This is a genomic window from Yersinia rohdei ATCC 43380 (assembly GCF_000173775.1).
Classification (GTDB): Bacteria; Pseudomonadota; Gammaproteobacteria; order Enterobacterales; family Enterobacteriaceae; genus Yersinia; species Yersinia rohdei.
On sequence record NZ_ACCD01000008.1, the window covers coordinates 37,942 to 54,377 of the forward strand.

A 16,436-nucleotide genomic window follows, 5' to 3' on the forward strand; every position below is an offset into this window, starting at 1 on the left:
TGTTATGCATCTAATCCAGTAAAAGGTGAGGGTGTTGTATTACCAGCCAATGCTCCAGTTCACTCGCGGGCATTGGTTTGGCATAAAGAAAACCCTGTTTTTCATCAATGCCAATAGAATCCAGGAATTCCTCTTCCTCTTTAGTCTCTACTCCTTCGGCAATCACTCGCATGTGAAGTGCCTCGGCAACAACGATAATGGCTCGAACCAGAGATTGTGAAATAAGATTGTTATGAATATGGCGAACAAAACTTTGATCTAGTTTAATTGCATCAATAGGAATGCGTGCTAATTGGGAAAGTGAAGAATAGCCAGTACCAAAATCATCCAAATGAACCTGCGCACCTAAGTGCCGCAGTTGTTTCATGATGTTGATGGCAGCATCTTCATCATCAATTAGACAACTTTCGGTTAATTCAACATCAACTAAGCTATATTCCAGCGCACTGGCCTCGAGGGATTCAATAAAGCTGGTGACGATAGCCTCGTCGATTAATTGGCGGGCAGAAACATTAACCGCAATACGCAGGTTAATACCGCGTTTTTTCCAATCTACAGCCTGCTGCATTGATGTCTGCAATACCCATTTTCCCAAGGGCCTAATCAACCCTGACTCTTCTGCATATGAGATAAACTCCGAAGGGGCAATTAAGCCTCTTTCAGGCGATTGCCACCGGACTAATGCTTCTACACTATGCACTTTTCCCGTTTTGGTGGATATTTTAGGTTGGTAAAAAACTTTTAACTGATGCTGTTCTAACGCTTTGCGCAAATTGGTATCGAGCCAAACGTATTCTGATACTTTCTTGTTCATCTGTTGTGAGAAAATGGAGTAGGTTTGTTTTCCATTTTCTTTTGCAGTGTACATAGCGGTATCCGCACTGCGAATAATATTTTCGAGAGTATCGCCATGTTCTGGGCATAGCGCTATGCCAATTGAGCAGCCGGTATATACCTCGATCAGTCCCACACGGAATGGCAATTTCATGCGGTTAAGAATCCGCTGTGCTGTGGTCTCAAGCATCTGCATGGTGGCATTTTCGACCAGCACAATAAACTCATCGCCACCTAGTCGGGCAAGCATTTCGTTATCAACCAGACAGCTTAAAATAGCTAGCGAAACATCCTTCAGTAACCGATCACCAAACATATGACCATAATGGTCATTCACTTTTTTGAAGTTATCGAGATCGAGATAAATAATACCTACGGAGGTATCACCGCGAGTTTGAATGGCGCTATTAATACGTTCATGAATTGCATGGCGGTTGGGCAAACCAGTAATCATATCGGTATTTGCCAATACTCTTAGTCGTTCTTGAGCACGTCTCTCTTTGGTAATATCAGTTCCGGAACAGATAAGATAACGTTCATTTTTTCCGCTGCCACTATGAACAAATTTGTTGCGAAATAAAAAGAGACGCTTCCCTTTGACAGTATTAATCCAACGTTCAACTTCATAAGATGCACCTCGCTGAAAAAAGCCTTCAATATTTTTACGCGATGATGCTCCTTCCTTGGCCGTCATAAATAAGTCGTAGACATTTTTTCCTATAACATCTTGCTCTTTTTTACCGGTATATTCCTCGCTAAGGTGGTTAAAACGTTGGACGTGGCCGTTTTTATCGAGGATGACAATAACTGAGTTGGCTTCAGAAACCACTTGTTCTGCAAAGGAAAGGCCCATGACTAAATCACGGGCTACAGATTCAGTGTCTGCATAGGCAGATGCTGTTCCTCCCCATTCTTTGCCATTAATTTTACGGCCTACCAGATGCAAATGAAGAGGATTGCCATAAATTTCAATTTCAATGTCTAAACTGGCCGTAATACCGGTTAAGCTCCGGATTTTCATTGTTTGAACTGAATTCAGGGGAATGGCAATGTTAGTCGTCTCTTTAATCGCAGACAACTCTAAAGCCTGACTATCAAAAGCTAGCCGCCAAAATGGGCTAGGGGTACCAAAATAAGTATTAAGGATCGATGTGTCTTGGTCTTCGAACATTTTCGATCCTCTAAAAGTGTATATGTATCTGTTAGTTATTTTTGCCAGAAATTTAGGTTCCTCTATTCCTGGCTTCCCCAGTCATTATAGTTATTCTGGCCTCTAGAGCATGACCTTATCGACAGTATCCAATGCATAAAGTATATGTGTAATTTCTTCATACCTGATCGTAGATAGTAGCGGTAATCATATTAAATGCTCTTTCTGTTTTCAGACTGTGATGAAAGTTAAGCACGAAAAAATAAAAAACACTATTTTTTATGTTGTTACGTTCATATCGGTGGAATCTTAAAATGAGTAAAGGAAAGATGATGAACGCTTTACTAACGAGCATAAGCAGAGAAATGTGGGGTGATTAGCGGGTTAATGGCAAGAATATGTAAAAGGTAAGTAATCTGGGAATTTTATTTTGAATATGATAACTATCATCTCAAGCCAATATGGGAACTAATGTCGCCATCAATGGCATCGACACTGAGTAAAAATTTCCTTTTATTTAAATATTAAATTATCGGCAAGAAGTATGTATTAGGTTTAAATCGTTACGATATATTTATCCTGACTAATAGCAAAAAGGGCGAGCAATGGGATGTTTTTCGTGTTTTCCAGCACCGTTTTGTTTTGAAATTAGTTCAGTGCCAGAAGAATCCTTTGGTAAAGGTTTTCACCTAGAACCAGGCTATTTTACAGGGTGACTGGATTGAAAAAGCCCGTAAAACGGGCTTTAAAGATATCTTGTAATATTACCTTGCGGAAGCTTTATTCGATATTCTGAATCTGTTCGCGCATTTGCTCGATAAGCACTTTCAGCTCAATGGCTGAATTGGTGACTTCAGCATTAATAGATTTTGATGCCAGGGTGTTCGACTCGCGGTTGAATTCCTGCATCATAAAATCAAGGCGGCGGCCAACGGCTTCTTTCTTCTTCAGAATATTGTGTGTTTCTTTGACATGCGCTTCCAGACGATCCAGCTCTTCAGCGACATCAACACGCTGTGCCATCAGCACCAATTCCTGTTCCAGACGCGTATTTTCCAGTTGAACCTGAGCTTCTTCCAACTTACTTAACAGCCGCTCACGTTGCCATTGCAAGATGTTTGGCATGTGTGCACGAACCTTAACTACTTCTGCGCTAACGCCATCAAGGCGCTGCTCAATCAGTGTTTTTAGTGCCGCACCTTCAGTTTCGCGGGAAACGATAAAGTCATCCAGCACGATATCCAGTGCCTGCATCAGTTCAGTACTGATGACATCCAAATCTTGTTCTTCTGCGGCCATAACGCCTGGCCAGCGCAGAATATCGACCGGATTGATTTCGCCTTCGTCACTTTGCATTTTGACCCAGTTACCGGCTTCAACTAGTTGTTTTGCCAGTTTTTCATTGAGGATCAAAGAGCTTTGTGCGCTGGCATCCAGTTCAAACCGCAGGTGGCATTCAATCTTGCCGCGAGTTAAGCGGCCACGGATGCGTTCGCGAATTACCGGCTCCAGGCTGCGGAACTGTTCTGGTAAGCGAATATAAGTTTCTAAGTAGCGTTGGTTAACGGAACGCAGCTCCCAGGCTGCGCTACCCCATTCACCCTTAATGTCACGCCGGGCGTAGGCGGTCATGCTGCGGATCATTGTGCGTACCCGTTTTAAAGAAAAGATGCAGGGATTATAGCCTCGCAGGCGCAGGCAGGATAGGCATTACATCACTAAGGCCGTATAATGCGCGACCAATATCGATTTAAAGCCGGAGAAAGCCCATGCGTCCAGCAGACCGAGCAGCACAACAAGTCCGCCCATTGACCCTGACCCGTAATTACACGAAACACGCTGAAGGTTCAGTGTTGGTTGAATTTGGCGATACCAAAGTATTGTGCACCGCCACGGTTGAAGAGGGGGTTCCGCGCTTTCTGAAAGGCCAGGGGCAAGGCTGGATAACAGCTGAATATGGCATGTTGCCACGTGCTACCCACAGCCGAAATGCCCGCGAAGCCGCAAAAGGCAAACAAGGCGGCCGTACTTTAGAAATCCAACGCCTGATTGCGCGCTCTTTACGCGCAGCTGTGGATTTAAAAAAACTTGGTGAGTTCACCATTACCTTAGACTGCGATGTATTGCAGGCTGATGGTGGCACCCGCACCGCCTCAATCAGTGGCGCTTGTGTTGCGTTGGCTGATGCACTGAATAAACTGGTTGCGAGTGGCAAATTGAAAGCTAACCCGATGAAAGGGCTAGTTGCTGCGGTTTCTGTTGGTATTGTTAAAGGTGAAGCCCTTTGCGATCTGGAGTATGTAGAGGACTCAGCGGCAGAAACTGACATGAATGTGGTCATGATGGAAGATGGCCGGATGATTGAGGTGCAAGGCACCGCTGAGGGCGAACCCTTCAGCCACGAAGAGTTACTGGCGTTGCTAGATTTGGCCCGGGGAGGGATAGAGACTATCTTCCTGGCGCAGAAGGCGGCGTTGGAACAATAATTGATTTAGGCGACTTGATAGTCGCCTTTTTTTTGCCTGCTAACCAAAGATTCATTGTGTTCACGTATAGATAGCTGCGGTGAATCAGGTTTGCGGTGTACCAAATTACTAAACAAAGTGATTAACGAAAGCAGTCACAATCTGTGAGAGGAGAAGTACCAATGAAAGCCTATCAGCGCGATTTTATCGAGTTTGCGCTTAACAAACAGGTGTTGAAGTTCGGCGAATTTACCCTGAAGTCTGGGCGTGTTAGTCCTTATTTCTTTAATGCAGGGTTGTTCAATACTGGGCTTGATCTGGCAAAACTCGGGCGCTTTTATGCTGCGGCATTAATGGATTGTGGTGTCGAATTCGACCTCTTGTTCGGGCCAGCCTATAAAGGCATTCCTATTGCAACCACTACTGCTGTTGCTCTGGCGGAGCATCATGGCCGCGATCTGCCTTATTGTTTTAACCGCAAAGAAGCGAAAGATCACGGCGAAGGTGGCAGTTTGGTGGGGAGCCCGCTACAAGGTCGAGTCATGCTCGTTGATGATGTGATAACCGCTGGCACTGCTATTCGCGAATCAATGGAGATTATCAATGCTCAGGGTGCCACATTGGCCGGAGTAATGATTTCATTGGATCGTCAGGAACGTGGCCGTGGTGAAATCTCTGCAATTCAGGAAGTTGAGCGCGATTACCACTGCAAAGTAATTTCTATTGTGACGCTGAATGATGTCATTAGTTATTTGGAAGAAAAACCAGAAATGACCAACCATTTGGCAGCCGTACGCAATTATCGTGAGCAATACGGCGTTTAGGTCAGGCTAATGAATTAATGCAAAAAGGGTTTAAAAGCCCTTTTTGCATTTAGACTGCTGACAAAGTTGATTGGAGGCGGAATGTGCCGAATAGGTTGTAGCCACGTAAGCGGCCGCCGCGCCCTTAGGTACAGTTGCCCCGACAGACACGAAACTGAAAATATCGGTTTGTCATCAACCTCATTTCTAGCGAATTATTGTAGTTGCGCCACAATTAGCGGCCAGCGAGCATCAAATTCTTGTGTTGGTCGATAGCGAAACTCTGACCGAACAAAACGTGAGAGCATCCCTTCGCAAAAGGCCAGCAATTGTGTCGCCAGCAGGGCTTCATCATGGATAAAACCTTGCCCATCGCGTAGTTTTTTCTCGCGCAGAACCTGGCGTAACTGCACTTCAATACGTTCAAATAGCTGGTTAATTCGCCCTTGCAAGCGGTCTTGTTCAAACATCAGTGCATGCCCGGTCATGATGCGGGTTAATCCTGGATTTCGTTCTGCAAACCCTAATACCAGCAGTAAGATCAGCCGCAGGCGATTAAATGTCTCTTTTTCATCTTGCAGAATCAAATTGATGCGGGACATCAGACTGTCTTCAATAAACTCGATCAGGCTATCAAACATTCGCGTTTTGCTGGGGAAATGCCGATAAAGCGCTGCTTCAGAAACCCCTACATTAGCGGCGAGTTTGGCGGTAGTAATGCGTTGGCTGCCATCGCTGGATTCCAGCATTTGTGCTAAAGCCTGCAAGATTTCCTCGCGCCTGTTCCTTTTGGTATTTTCTTTTTCTGCCATGTCCGAGTAGACCCTTGCTAAAAATGACTTAATAACAAAAACCAAAATACCGGCCGCACTAAGGCTAAGCCCCGGCGGCTTATGTGATAGCTTTTTTACGGTATTAAGGTCTAGGGTTGGTTATTGGCGCCCAGAATGACCAAAACCACCGGTACCACGTTCGCTTTGGTCAAAATCTTCAACCAGATTGAATTCTGCCTGCACAACAGGGACAAACACCATCTGTGCGATACGTTCGCCAGGTTCAATAGTGAAAGGTTGTTGACCGCGGTTCCAAACGGATACCATCAACTGACCTTGATAATCAGAGTCAATAAGCCCGACCAGATTACCTAATACCACCCCGTGTTTATGCCCCAGCCCTGAACGTGGCAAAATAACTGCCGCCAGCGCGCTATCGCCGATATGTATCGCCAGGCCAGTTGGCAACAAGGTTGTTTGCCCTGGTTGTAAATCAACGGCTTCACTCAAGCAAGCTCGTAAATCCAAGCCAGCAGAGCCTTCAGTGGCATAAGTTGGTAAAGGAAATTCATTGCCAACACGTGGGTCTAGAATTTTAATGTCGATTTTTTTCATCATAACGGCTGACAATCTCGTCTATTAAATACTGGCTGAGGAGGTGTTTATCGCTAAGCGGTAAGCGTTTCTCTCCCGTCGGCCAAAAAAGGTGCAAGGCATTAGTATCACTGTTAAAACCATGCTCTGCGAGCGATACATCATTAGCGCAAATAAGATCCAGTTTCTTTCGCGCTAATTTTTGTCGCGCGTATTCTTCCACATTCTGGGTTTCGGCAGCAAATCCAACAACAAATGGACGATTTTTAGCCATCGAAGCGACTCCCGCGACAATATCTGGGTTTTTCACCAATTTAAGGGTAATTTCATCGCCCTGTTTTTTTATTTTCTCGTCAGCAACTTGCTCGGCGCGGTAATCCGCAACCGCAGCACAAGAAATAAAAATATTCTGCTGGGCCGCTAAGCTTTGGACTGTTTGCTGCATCTCAAGCGCACTGACAACATCGATGCGCTTAACACCCGCCGGTGTTGGGAGAGTCACCGGCCCGGCAACCAGAGTCACATTTGCACCTCGGGCTGCGGCCGCTTGAGCAATCGCGAATCCCATCTTGCCCGAACTTTGATTACTGATAAAGCGTACCGGATCAAGTGCTTCCCGTGTTGGCCCGGCGGTAATCATGACACTCAAATGTTGCAGGTCTTGTTTGGTAGCAAAATAATCTTCCGCCAGCGCGACAATTTCCAGCGGGTCTAGCATTCTACCTGGGCCAATATCGCCACAAGCCTGACTGCCACTTCCCGGCCCCCACAATAACATTCCGCGCTTGGCCAGCGTCTGCAGGTTTGCTTGTGTCGCCACCGCGCGGTACATCTGTTGATTCATGGCGGGCACCGCTGCCACCGGGGCCGCAGTTGCCAGACAAACGGTGGTCAGCAGGTCGTTTGCCATGCCGGCAGCGACTCTGGCCAGTAAATCCGCTGTAGCCGGAGCCATAATAACTAAATCAGCCCATTTACCCAGCTCAATATGGCCCATAGCGGCTTCTGCTGCGGGATCGAGTAAATCATCAGAGACGGGATAGCCCGAGACCGCCTGCAACGTGAGCGGCGTAATAAACGCTTTGGCCGCGCTGGTCATAACCACGCGCACATCTGCGCCTCTGTCGCGCAAGCGGCGTACCAGCTCAGGAGATTTATACGCGGCAATGCCCCCGCTAATCCCGAGCACAATATGTTTGCCGGAAAGTCCCGTCATCATGATTGTCCGAATGAAAGCCGTAAGAGGCGATATTTTAGCATAACCGCAGAGCAGATTAGCTATCGGGGCATATCCGGATGCTACCAATATCAAATTTTGCGAGACGCTGCGCATGCTATTAACCCTGTGGTCGTCAGCCTCAAAGCCTTCAGGCATGCTGCCCGTGCTGTTTTGGGATAACAGGAGCCAAGGGATGGATGAATGGTATGGGCAGGTGGCCCCAAGGGAGAAATTACTGAAATATGGCGCAGCCGTGCTGACAGACTCCGAGTTGCTCGCTATTTTTCTGCGCACGGGTATTCCCGGCATGCATGTCATGAAAATGGCCGAATATTTGATTAAAGAGTTTGGTTCGCTTCAGGGGTTGGTCTCTGCAGATTATTCGGCATTATGTACAAAAAAAGGGATTGGCGTTTCGAAATACAGCCAGATTCAGGCTATTGCAGAATTAGCGAGTCGCTGCTTTTCATCTCGGCTGATGAGAGAAAGTGTCATGCTAAATCCCGATATAACCCAAAAATTTCTGCAAAATATTCTTTCTCAACGCGAAAGAGAGGTTTTTTTAGTTATGTTTTTGGATAACCAGCATCGTGTTATTCGCCATGAGGAGATGTTTACTGGTACCATCAGCAGTGTAGAAGTCCATCCGAGGGAAATTGTGCGTGAAGCGCTGAAGGTTAATGCCGCTGCGCTGATTCTGGCGCATAATCACCCTTCGGGTAAGGCTGAACCGAGCCAAGCCGACCGTTTGATGACCACACAGGTTGTAAAAGCCTGTTCATTATTAGATATTCGGGTGCTCGACCATTTGGTTGTTGGACGGGGTGAATGTGTCTCATTTGCCGAACGCGGATGGCTTTAGCTAAATAATAATTGATCCTTTCGGGATCTTTAGCTGTTCGGGACTTGAGCACTTACGCTTCAGAGCGTATACTACGCCACCTTTGAGAATCTTGGGTTTGGCGTGAAGAGCCTATCTCAGCAGGTTTATAGCCTGGTGACAGGGGTTTCTGACCTGATGACAGTGAGTCTTCTCAGTGAATTTGCTGAGATGGGCTCTAAAGCCTGACGAGGCGGCCAAATCCTATACGAAGCTCGAGCTGATTTGATTTTTGGAGAATAGACATGTCCCGAGTCTGCCAAGTTACTGGCAAGCGCCCGGTGAGCGGTAACAACCGTTCCCACGCAATGAACGCGACCAAACGCCGTTTTCTGCCGAACCTTCACTCTCACCGTTTTTGGGTTGAGGGCGAGAAGCGCTTTGTAACTTTGCGTGTATCTGCTAAAGGTATGCGTGTTATTGATAAGAAGGGTATCGAAACGGTCTTGGCCGAACTTCGTGCCCGCGGTGAGAAGTATTAAGGAACTGAATCATGGCTAAAGGTGTTCGCGAGAAGATCAAGCTAGTTTCTTCTGCTGGTACTGGTCACTTCTATACCACTACGAAGAACAAGCGTACTAAGCCGGAAAAATTGGAATTGAAGAAATTCGATCCAGTTGTCCGTCAACACGTGATCTATAAAGAAGCTAAAATCAAATAATTTTGATTTTAGTGGATTAATAAAACCCGGCTTCGGCCGGGTTTTTTATTATATAAAGCCCAGTGAGATACATTTAGGGAGGTTAAATGCCTGAATTACCAGAAGTTGAAACCAGCCGACGTGGAATCGAACCTTATCTTGTCGGCCAAACCATTCTCTATGCGGTGGTCAGAAATGCTCGTTTACGCTGGCCAGTGTCTGAAGAAATTCTCTCGCTGAGTGACCAACCCGTATTAAGTGTCCAGCGTCGGGCGAAGTACTTGCTGATAGAGCTTAAAACCGGCTGGATTATTGTGCATCTGGGGATGTCAGGCAGTTTGCGCATTTTATCTTCAGAAACTGAAGCAGAAAAACATGATCACGTCGATTTGGTGATAAGTAATGGCAAGATACTGCGCTATACCGACCCACGCCGCTTTGGTGCCTGGTTATGGGCGAAAGACCTTGAAACCAGTAATGTACTCGCACACTTAGGGCCAGAGCCATTAAGTGATGACTTTACGGCTGAATATTTGTTTGAAAAGTCGCGCAACAAACGCACTGTCATTAAACAGTGGTTGATGGATAACAAAGTCGTGGTGGGTGTTGGCAATATTTACGCCAGTGAATCTTTGTTTACCGCAAGGATTTTGCCTGATCGTGCTGCCGGTTCGTTGACAGAATCTGAAATTACACGATTGGTAGCGACGATAAAAGCGGTGTTATTACATTCTATTGAGCAGGGCGGCACGACATTACGCGACTTTTTACAGTCAGATGGCAAGCCGGGTTACTTTGCTCAAGAGTTGCAGGTTTATGGGCGAGCGGGGGAACCTTGTCGTCAGTGTGGGCATTTGGTCGAAATTGCAAAACATGGGCAGCGCAGCACATTCTTTTGCCGCCACTGCCAGCATTAATCTTATCTGCCCAGTTTAGCCATGAGTGCTTTGGTGACGGGAGCTGGAAGAAATGGCGAGATGTCCCCGCCGTGGCGCGCCACTTCTTTCACCAGTGAGGATGAGATAAACGACCACTTTTCTGATGGCATCAGGAAGACACTTTCCAGTTTTGGCATTAGGTGACGGTTCATATTTGCCAGTTGCCATTCATACTCGAAATCAGAGACTGACCGCAAACCGCGCACTAAAATATTCGCATCCTGCTTTTTAGCAAATTCTGCCATCAGTTCGCTGAATCCCAAGACCTCAACATTCTTCAGTGGCGCAGTCACTGTTTGCGCTAATGCTACCCGCTCGGCCAGAGTAAACATGGGTTTTTTACTGGAGCTATCCGCGATAGCCAAAATTACGTGGCTAAACATTTCTGAGGCGCGGGTGACCAAATCCAAATGCCCATTAGTAATAGGATCAAATGTCCCGGGATAGATGGCTTTAGTGGTCATGAGGCCTCGCTTTTCTGATATTGATGGCTCAGTGCCCACAGAGCCGCATATTTATTGAAGGTATATTGCGCGTTTACGACCGCCAACAATAGCCCTTGTTTACCATCGAGGAAGCCGGCACGGAATAGCCATGTCTTACAAAATGCCCCGAGAGTATGGCTGAGAATAGAAAAATAGCTGCAGCTTTTGCCTTGTTGATGGCGCTGTTCCGCCCATGCTTGGGCATAGTTGAGTTGTTTACGTTGGAAAACAAAGAAGTCACGGCAAGTCAGGTGCAGTAAATCACCCGTTAACGGAATAACTTTAGCTGAGCCACACTCGAGCGATTCATGAACTAAATCGTCGTTGTAGCGGTATTGGTGGTGTGGATACAACCGAGTGACTCTATCGGGATACCAGCCACTGTGGCGCATAAATCGGCCTAAAAACAGATTGCGTCGCGCACAGCTATAAACCGCGCCTTCTACTGGCGCTAACAAGACAGCTTCAATCGCCGTTTTAAGCTCTGGCGTGACCCGCTCATCAGCATCTAGCATCAAGATATATTCGCCGGTGGCATATTGCTGAGCTAATTGCCGCTGTTTACCATAACCGGGCCACTGAGTATTGCTGTACACTTTCGCGCCATATTGTTGAGCTAGTGCGATGGTTTCATCTTCACTACCTGAATCCAATACCACTATTTCATCAGCCCAAGCTACTGATGCTAAACAATCTGCCAGTAGCGAAGCTTCATTTTTGGCAATCATCACCACTGACAGGCGTTTTCTGGCACTCATTTAGTGGCTCCGTTGCGGCAGGTAAGGCTCCAGCAGGTGTAATAACCGTTGTAACGCGCCCTGATTTTCATGCAATACATCAACGGCATGGCGGCCATAATAGAGGCGGCAATCTTCGTCCGTCAGCAATTGGGTGATTTCTTTCACCAGTGTCTGGGTATCGGTTACGGTAATTAACCCTTCAGCCTGTTCCAGCTTGGCACAGATGTCTTTAAAGTTAAACGTATGTGGCCCCATCAGCACAGGGATAGCGTGGGCTGCGGCTTCCAGTGGGTTATGACCCCCTCGTTCAACCAGGCTCCCACCAACAAAAGCTAAATCGGCAATGCCGTAGAGCAGCATCAGTTCGCCCATAGTATCGCCAATCACCACTTGTGTGGTGGTAGACGGGATTTCTCCTTTGCTACGCAGCGTGTAACTTAGCCCTGCTTTCTGTGTTAATTCAACCGCTTTCGGGAAGCGTTCGGGGTGACGAGGTACCAGTATCAGCAACAGTGTCGGGAAGCTTTGCAATAATTGCCGATGGGCTTCAAGCAAAATGGTTTCTTCGCCGTCATGCGTGCTGGTGGCAATCCAGACGGGGCGATGCGGTGCCCATTGCCGACGTAATGTAATGGCTCTGGCGGCTAATTCAGGAGTTACGGATATATCGAATTTCAGACTGCCGGTGACGGTCAGTTGCGAGCGCTTGAGGCCTAACTCGATAAAACGATCGCCATCTTCTTGATTTTGCGCGGCAATCAGTGTTATCCGCTGCAACATATTGCGCATGAACGTCCCGATTTTTTTATAACCGGCAGCCGAGCGAGCAGAAAGACGCGCATTGGCAATCACTAAGGGTATTTTGCGGCGATACAGTGCATTGATAAGGTTTGGCCACAGTTCTGTTTCCATGATGATGACCAGCTTGGGATTGACCTGATCAAGAAAACGATTAACTGAACCTGGAAGGTCGTAAGGAAGATAAACGTGGTGAACATCTTTACCAAAAGCCGACTGGACTCGCTCAGAACCGGTTGGGGTCATGGTGGTCACAGTAATGGGTAATGATGGATAGCGGTGACGCAATGCTCTAACTAATGGGATAGCAGCCAGTGTTTCACCTACTGAAACTGAATGCAGCATGATGCCGCCAGCAACCACTTTACCGGCACAAAAACCATAGCGTTCTCCCCAGCGCTTGCGATAAGCGGGAGCTTTACGGCTACGCAACAGCAACCGCAGCCAAATCAGAGGTTGAATAAGGTACAGTAATACCTGATATAAACGCAGCAACATTCTATCAATTTCACTTATATAGATTATTAAGAATAATACCATAGTTGAACAAGAAAGGCTCTTTTCGGCTGGGGCCGCCCTATAACCAGCAGAGGGGCAGTCCATCCCCAAAAAAGCATATAAACTTTCAACAAATTAGAGGTCAAAAAATTGAATTTTCTCGTTTTGGAATAAGGTTAATTACCATCAATTCTTAGTGTAATTAACGCTACAACCATAGATACCATCAGATTACTTATTTGAAACATATTTAACTGATAATTTCATATTTTTTAGCGTTTTATCATCGGCTCATCAAGGTTAAATTTGATTGGAATTGTATTGAGTAATTATTGGGTTCTGGTGCCAAACAACAAATTGTTATTAGACAAATGCTAATTAACTGAACCTGTTAATAACTTAAATAATTCATTAGCGATACTTAACAATGACAAGCAGACAGCAATAGGCTCTGATAATTAGCAGAGCCTATTGTTATGACACCCTAAATAGGGCTTACAGATTTTCTAATCGCACATAACGTCACTGGGAATAAAGGCGTTTTATGAAATCAGTTTTTCCAATCGCGCCATGATAGCTTCAGCTGTAATACTGCTCATGCTTTTTTGCTCAGAAATAACGGCAATCTGGTTTTTCCCATAGCCGCCAATCAAACCCGGATCAGTGGGGCCGTACAGGGTAATGTTGGGGCGATCCAGTGCTGCGGTCAGATGGCTCAGGCCAGTATCGACAGAAACGACCGCTTTTGCCCCTGCCAGAACTTCGGCTACTTGTTGAAGACTGAGTTTAGGCAAAACTTCAACATGAGGAAAATCAGCAGCTAACCGCAAAGCGCGTTGATATTCATGTTCCGCACCCCAGGGTAATTTTATTTTTAAACCTGTGGGGGCGACCAGCTCAATCAATTTTAGCCAGTGGCTTTCAGGCCAATGCTTGCTATCACGCGTGGTTGCATGCAGGAAAACCAGATACTGACCGGCATCGGCGGGTAGCTGGTTTAAAAAACGTGCTGCAATAGCATATTCGCCCTGGTTTTCAGGTTTGCTATAACCGAGGCTCATGGCAAACAGTTGGCGTATGCGTTCAACGGCGTGCAGTTTGGTGTCAATCTCATGGCGGCAGTTATAAAACCAACTGGCAAAGGGCTCGCGGGCGCTTTTGCAATCAGGGCCATGTTTGACCCCTTTGGCGATGCGGGTAATCAGCGCGGCGCTTTTAATTAGCCCCTGGGCATCAATCACCACATCATAACTGCGTTGCTGTACGACACGTTTAAAATCACAGCGTTCTTGGCGAGTATCACTACCAAACCAATTTTTACGCCAGCGGCGGATTGCCACCGGGAGCACGTTGTCCACCGCCGGATGCCAACTAGGGATTTGGCTGAATCCTTCTTCCACCACCCAATCAAAACGAATGCCGGGAATGGCATGCATTGCATCTGTCAGCGCGGGCAGCGTATGCAAAACGTCGCCCATTGAAGAGGTTTTAACGATCAATACATGCATTAATCGGCCTCACTGACAGCACTGTTCAATGCGGCAACATTTTTAGCTACGGATAACTGTGTTTCCAGGGCCGCCATCACTTGTTCAGGTTGGATATCAATCAAACTCTGGTGATAACCCTGTGCGCTGTCGCCTTTACGCACTTTGTGATAGCCGGTAATCAGGCGAATGACGGTGGCTTTATCAGACAGCGGTGGCGTAAAGTCCGGGCTACTTGGGCCATATAAGGCCACTAATGGTTTATTTAATGCCGCCGCGACATGCATCAAGCCAGAGTCATTACTTACCACGGCATTACAGGCGGCTATCATTACCACGGCTTGATCCAACGAAGTCTGACCTGCCAAATTGAGGCAATATTCGCGCTCGTTTTCGTCGAGTGCCTGGCGGATTTCTTCCCCGGCTTCATTATCTTTGGCAGAACCCAATAAGATGACGCGATAGCCAGCAGCAATCAGTTTCTGGGCCAATGTAGCATAGTGATAATGTGGCCAGCGTTTTGCTGGGCCAAACTCTGCACCTGGGCAGAATCCAATAATAGGGCGGCTGTCGGACAGATTAAATGAGGCGGTCACCTCTGCAATCTCTTCATCCTGAACCTGCAATTGTGGCCAGAGCAAAGGTTGCGGTAAATCTTCGGCTGAATGGATACGCTCTTTATCATAAGCCAGTGCAACATAGCGCTGAACCATCATTGGGAAGGCGTGTTTATCCAATATGCGCATGTCATTGAGCAAGAAGTAGCGCATTTCGCCACGCCAGCCAGTCCGCTGCTTAATACCTGAAAAATAAGGGATTAGGGCGGATTTAAATGAGTTTGGTAACACGTAAGCGCGATCATAACCGGCCTCACGTAATGCCAGACCCAAGCGGCGACGCTCCTCAAAAGCAAAAACCCCGTGGCCTAATGGCATCGGGACGGCATGGCGCACCTCGGGCATTCTGGCCAAAAGTGGACGGCACCACGCGGGCGCCATCACATCAATATCTGCTGCCGGATATTCGGCCTTCAGGGTGCGGTAAAGACTTTGCGACATCATCATATCGCCAACCCAAGAAGGGCCGATGACCAGTATTTTCATACCGTTTATCAATTCCTTGCAGCAAGTGATTTAGACTGAGCGATTAAGCCAGGTCAGATATTCTTTGACGCCTTCAGCGACAGTTTTGAATGGCTTGTCATAACCGGCAGCACGCAAATTAGTCAGGTCAGCTTGCGTATATGCCTGATAGCGGCCTTTCAGTTTTTCTGGGAATTCAATGTATTCCACAGGCCCGCTGTGGTGGAAATCCACCACGGCATCGGCAACAGCCTGGAAGGATTCTGCACGGCCGGTACCGCAGTTGAAAATGCCAGATACGCTGTTTTGCCAGAACCACAGATTAACGTCAGCCACATCACCCACATAGATGAAATCGCGTTTGAAATTTTCACTGCCAGAGAACAATTTAGGGTTTTCACCCGCATTGATCTGGTTATTCAGGTGGAAGGCAACGCTGGCCATGCTGCCTTTGTGGCCTTCACGTGGGCCATAAACGTTGAAGTAACGGAATCCACAAATCTGTGATTCAGCTTGCGGCAGGATTTCACGCACATACTGATCAAACAGGAATTTAGAATAACCGTAAACGTTAAGTGGCTGTTCGTATTGACGATCTTCAATGAAGTTATCAGTACGGCCGCCATAGGTGGCAGCAGATGAGGCATATAGGAACGGAATGCTGCGATCCAGACAGAAGTGCAGGATATCTTTTGAGTACTGATAGTTGTTATCCATCATATACTTGCCATCCCACTCGGTGGTGGAAGAACAAGCACCTTCGTGGAAAATCGCGTCGATATCACCCATATCATCACCGGCGACAATGCTGGCGACAAAATCTTCTTTATCCATGTAATCAGCGATATCCAGATCAACCAGATTGACGAATTTGGTGCCGTCTTTCAGATTGTCTACAACCAAAATATCTTTATAACCGATATTATTCAGTGCCTTAACGATATTGCTGCCAATAAAACCGGCGCCGCCAGTGACGATAATCATCAGGTTCACCCTTGCTAATCTTCTTGGTCGGGCACAATGCCCCACACTAATTTGTCGTTATCATAA

17 protein-coding genes are annotated in these 16,436 nt (G+C 46.8%); 6 read left to right on the forward strand and 11 right to left on the reverse strand.

What is annotated here, in order from left to right:
• Window positions 1–10 precede the first annotated feature (10 nt).
• Together pdeR and YROHD0001_RS10360 are read right to left on the reverse strand one after the other, a co-directional pair.
• Window positions 11–2,005 (reverse strand): cyclic di-GMP phosphodiesterase, encoded by a 1,995-nt coding sequence (pdeR, locus tag YROHD0001_RS10365; RefSeq protein WP_004714372.1) that lies wholly within the window; start codon window positions 2,003–2,005, stop codon window positions 11–13.
• Between the two features lie 759 nt (window positions 2,006–2,764).
• Window positions 2,765–3,628 (reverse strand): YicC/YloC family endoribonuclease, encoded by an 864-nt coding sequence (locus YROHD0001_RS10360; RefSeq protein WP_004714373.1) that lies wholly within the window; start codon window positions 3,626–3,628, stop codon window positions 2,765–2,767.
• Between the two features lie 125 nt (window positions 3,629–3,753).
• On the opposite strand from YROHD0001_RS10360, the gene rph reads away from it, so the two are divergent.
• Complete coding sequence (gene rph, locus YROHD0001_RS10355; RefSeq protein ID WP_004714374.1) at window positions 3,754–4,470, forward strand: ribonuclease PH; 717 nt, start codon at window positions 3,754–3,756, stop codon at window positions 4,468–4,470.
• Window positions 4,471–4,631: 161 nt separating this feature from the next.
• Window positions 4,632–5,273, forward strand: a complete 642-nt coding sequence (gene pyrE, locus YROHD0001_RS10350; RefSeq protein WP_004714375.1) for an orotate phosphoribosyltransferase — start codon at window positions 4,632–4,634, stop codon at window positions 5,271–5,273.
• Window positions 5,274–5,467: 194 nt separating this feature from the next.
• Here the strand turns inward: pyrE and slmA are convergent, their stop codons facing one another.
• From slmA to coaBC, 3 genes are all read right to left on the reverse strand, one after another.
• A complete protein-coding gene (gene slmA, locus YROHD0001_RS10345) occupies window positions 5,468–6,064 on the reverse strand; it encodes a nucleoid occlusion factor SlmA (RefSeq protein ID WP_004714376.1) in 597 nt (198 codons plus the stop codon).
• Window positions 6,065–6,184: 120 nt separating this feature from the next.
• Window positions 6,185–6,643, reverse strand: coding sequence for a dUTP diphosphatase (gene dut / locus YROHD0001_RS10340; RefSeq protein WP_032816689.1), 459 nt, complete (start codon window positions 6,641–6,643; stop codon window positions 6,185–6,187).
• Window positions 6,621–7,838 carry a bifunctional phosphopantothenoylcysteine decarboxylase/phosphopantothenate--cysteine ligase CoaBC gene (gene coaBC / locus YROHD0001_RS10335; protein WP_004714378.1) on the reverse strand — a complete coding sequence of 406 codons (1,218 nt, stop codon included), beginning with the start codon at window positions 7,836–7,838 and terminating at the stop codon, window positions 6,621–6,623. The genes dut and coaBC overlap by 23 nt, the downstream gene beginning before the upstream one ends.
• A 193-nt stretch (window positions 7,839–8,031) precedes the next feature.
• On the opposite strand from coaBC, the gene radC reads away from it, so the two are divergent.
• The 4 genes from radC to mutM all read left to right on the forward strand — a co-directional run bounded on the left by radC (window position 8,032) and on the right by mutM (window position 10,275).
• A complete protein-coding gene (gene radC, locus YROHD0001_RS10330) occupies window positions 8,032–8,700 on the forward strand; it encodes a RadC family protein (protein WP_032816690.1) in 669 nt (222 codons plus the stop codon).
• Window positions 8,701–8,963: 263 nt separating this feature from the next.
• On the forward strand, window positions 8,964–9,200 hold the full coding sequence (gene rpmB / locus YROHD0001_RS0117745) for a 50S ribosomal protein L28 (protein WP_032816691.1): 237 nt from the start codon (window positions 8,964–8,966) through the stop codon (window positions 9,198–9,200).
• Between the two features lie 11 nt (window positions 9,201–9,211).
• Window positions 9,212–9,379 carry a 50S ribosomal protein L33 gene (gene rpmG / locus YROHD0001_RS0117750; RefSeq protein ID WP_004392084.1) on the forward strand — a complete coding sequence of 56 codons (168 nt, stop codon included), beginning with the start codon at window positions 9,212–9,214 and terminating at the stop codon, window positions 9,377–9,379.
• An 86-nt stretch (window positions 9,380–9,465) separates the two neighbouring features.
• Window positions 9,466–10,275 (forward strand): bifunctional DNA-formamidopyrimidine glycosylase/DNA-(apurinic or apyrimidinic site) lyase, encoded by an 810-nt coding sequence (gene mutM / locus YROHD0001_RS10325; RefSeq protein WP_004714380.1) that lies wholly within the window; start codon window positions 9,466–9,468, stop codon window positions 10,273–10,275.
• Between the two features lie 2 nt (window positions 10,276–10,277).
• On the opposite strand, the gene coaD is transcribed toward mutM, so the two are convergent.
• The 6 genes from coaD to rfaD all read right to left on the reverse strand — a co-directional run bounded on the left by coaD (window position 10,278) and on the right by rfaD (window position 16,370).
• Window positions 10,278–10,760: a pantetheine-phosphate adenylyltransferase gene (gene coaD, locus YROHD0001_RS10320; RefSeq protein WP_032816693.1), complete on the reverse strand. Its 483-nt coding sequence runs from the start codon at window positions 10,758–10,760 to the stop codon at window positions 10,278–10,280.
• Window positions 10,757–11,539, reverse strand: a complete 783-nt coding sequence (locus tag YROHD0001_RS10315; RefSeq protein ID WP_004714382.1) for a glycosyltransferase family 2 protein — start codon at window positions 11,537–11,539, stop codon at window positions 10,757–10,759. The genes coaD and YROHD0001_RS10315 overlap by 4 nt, the downstream gene beginning before the upstream one ends.
• A complete protein-coding gene (gene waaA / locus YROHD0001_RS10310; RefSeq protein ID WP_004714383.1) occupies window positions 11,540–12,817 on the reverse strand; it encodes a lipid IV(A) 3-deoxy-D-manno-octulosonic acid transferase in 1,278 nt (425 codons plus the stop codon). It lies immediately after the preceding gene.
• Between the two features lie 542 nt (window positions 12,818–13,359).
• The gene (gene rfaC, locus YROHD0001_RS0117755; RefSeq protein WP_032816696.1) at window positions 13,360–14,325 is read right to left on the reverse strand and encodes a lipopolysaccharide heptosyltransferase RfaC; all 966 of its coding nucleotides are present in this window, start codon (window positions 14,323–14,325) and stop codon (window positions 13,360–13,362) included.
• Window positions 14,325–15,407, reverse strand: coding sequence for an ADP-heptose--LPS heptosyltransferase RfaF (gene rfaF / locus YROHD0001_RS10305; protein ID WP_004714384.1), 1,083 nt, complete (start codon window positions 15,405–15,407; stop codon window positions 14,325–14,327). Before rfaF ends, rfaC begins: the two co-directional genes overlap by 1 nt.
• A 30-nt stretch (window positions 15,408–15,437) precedes the next feature.
• Window positions 15,438–16,370 (reverse strand): ADP-glyceromanno-heptose 6-epimerase, encoded by a 933-nt coding sequence (gene rfaD / locus YROHD0001_RS10300; protein WP_032816697.1) that lies wholly within the window; start codon window positions 16,368–16,370, stop codon window positions 15,438–15,440.
• Window positions 16,371–16,436: the final 66 nt, after the last annotated feature.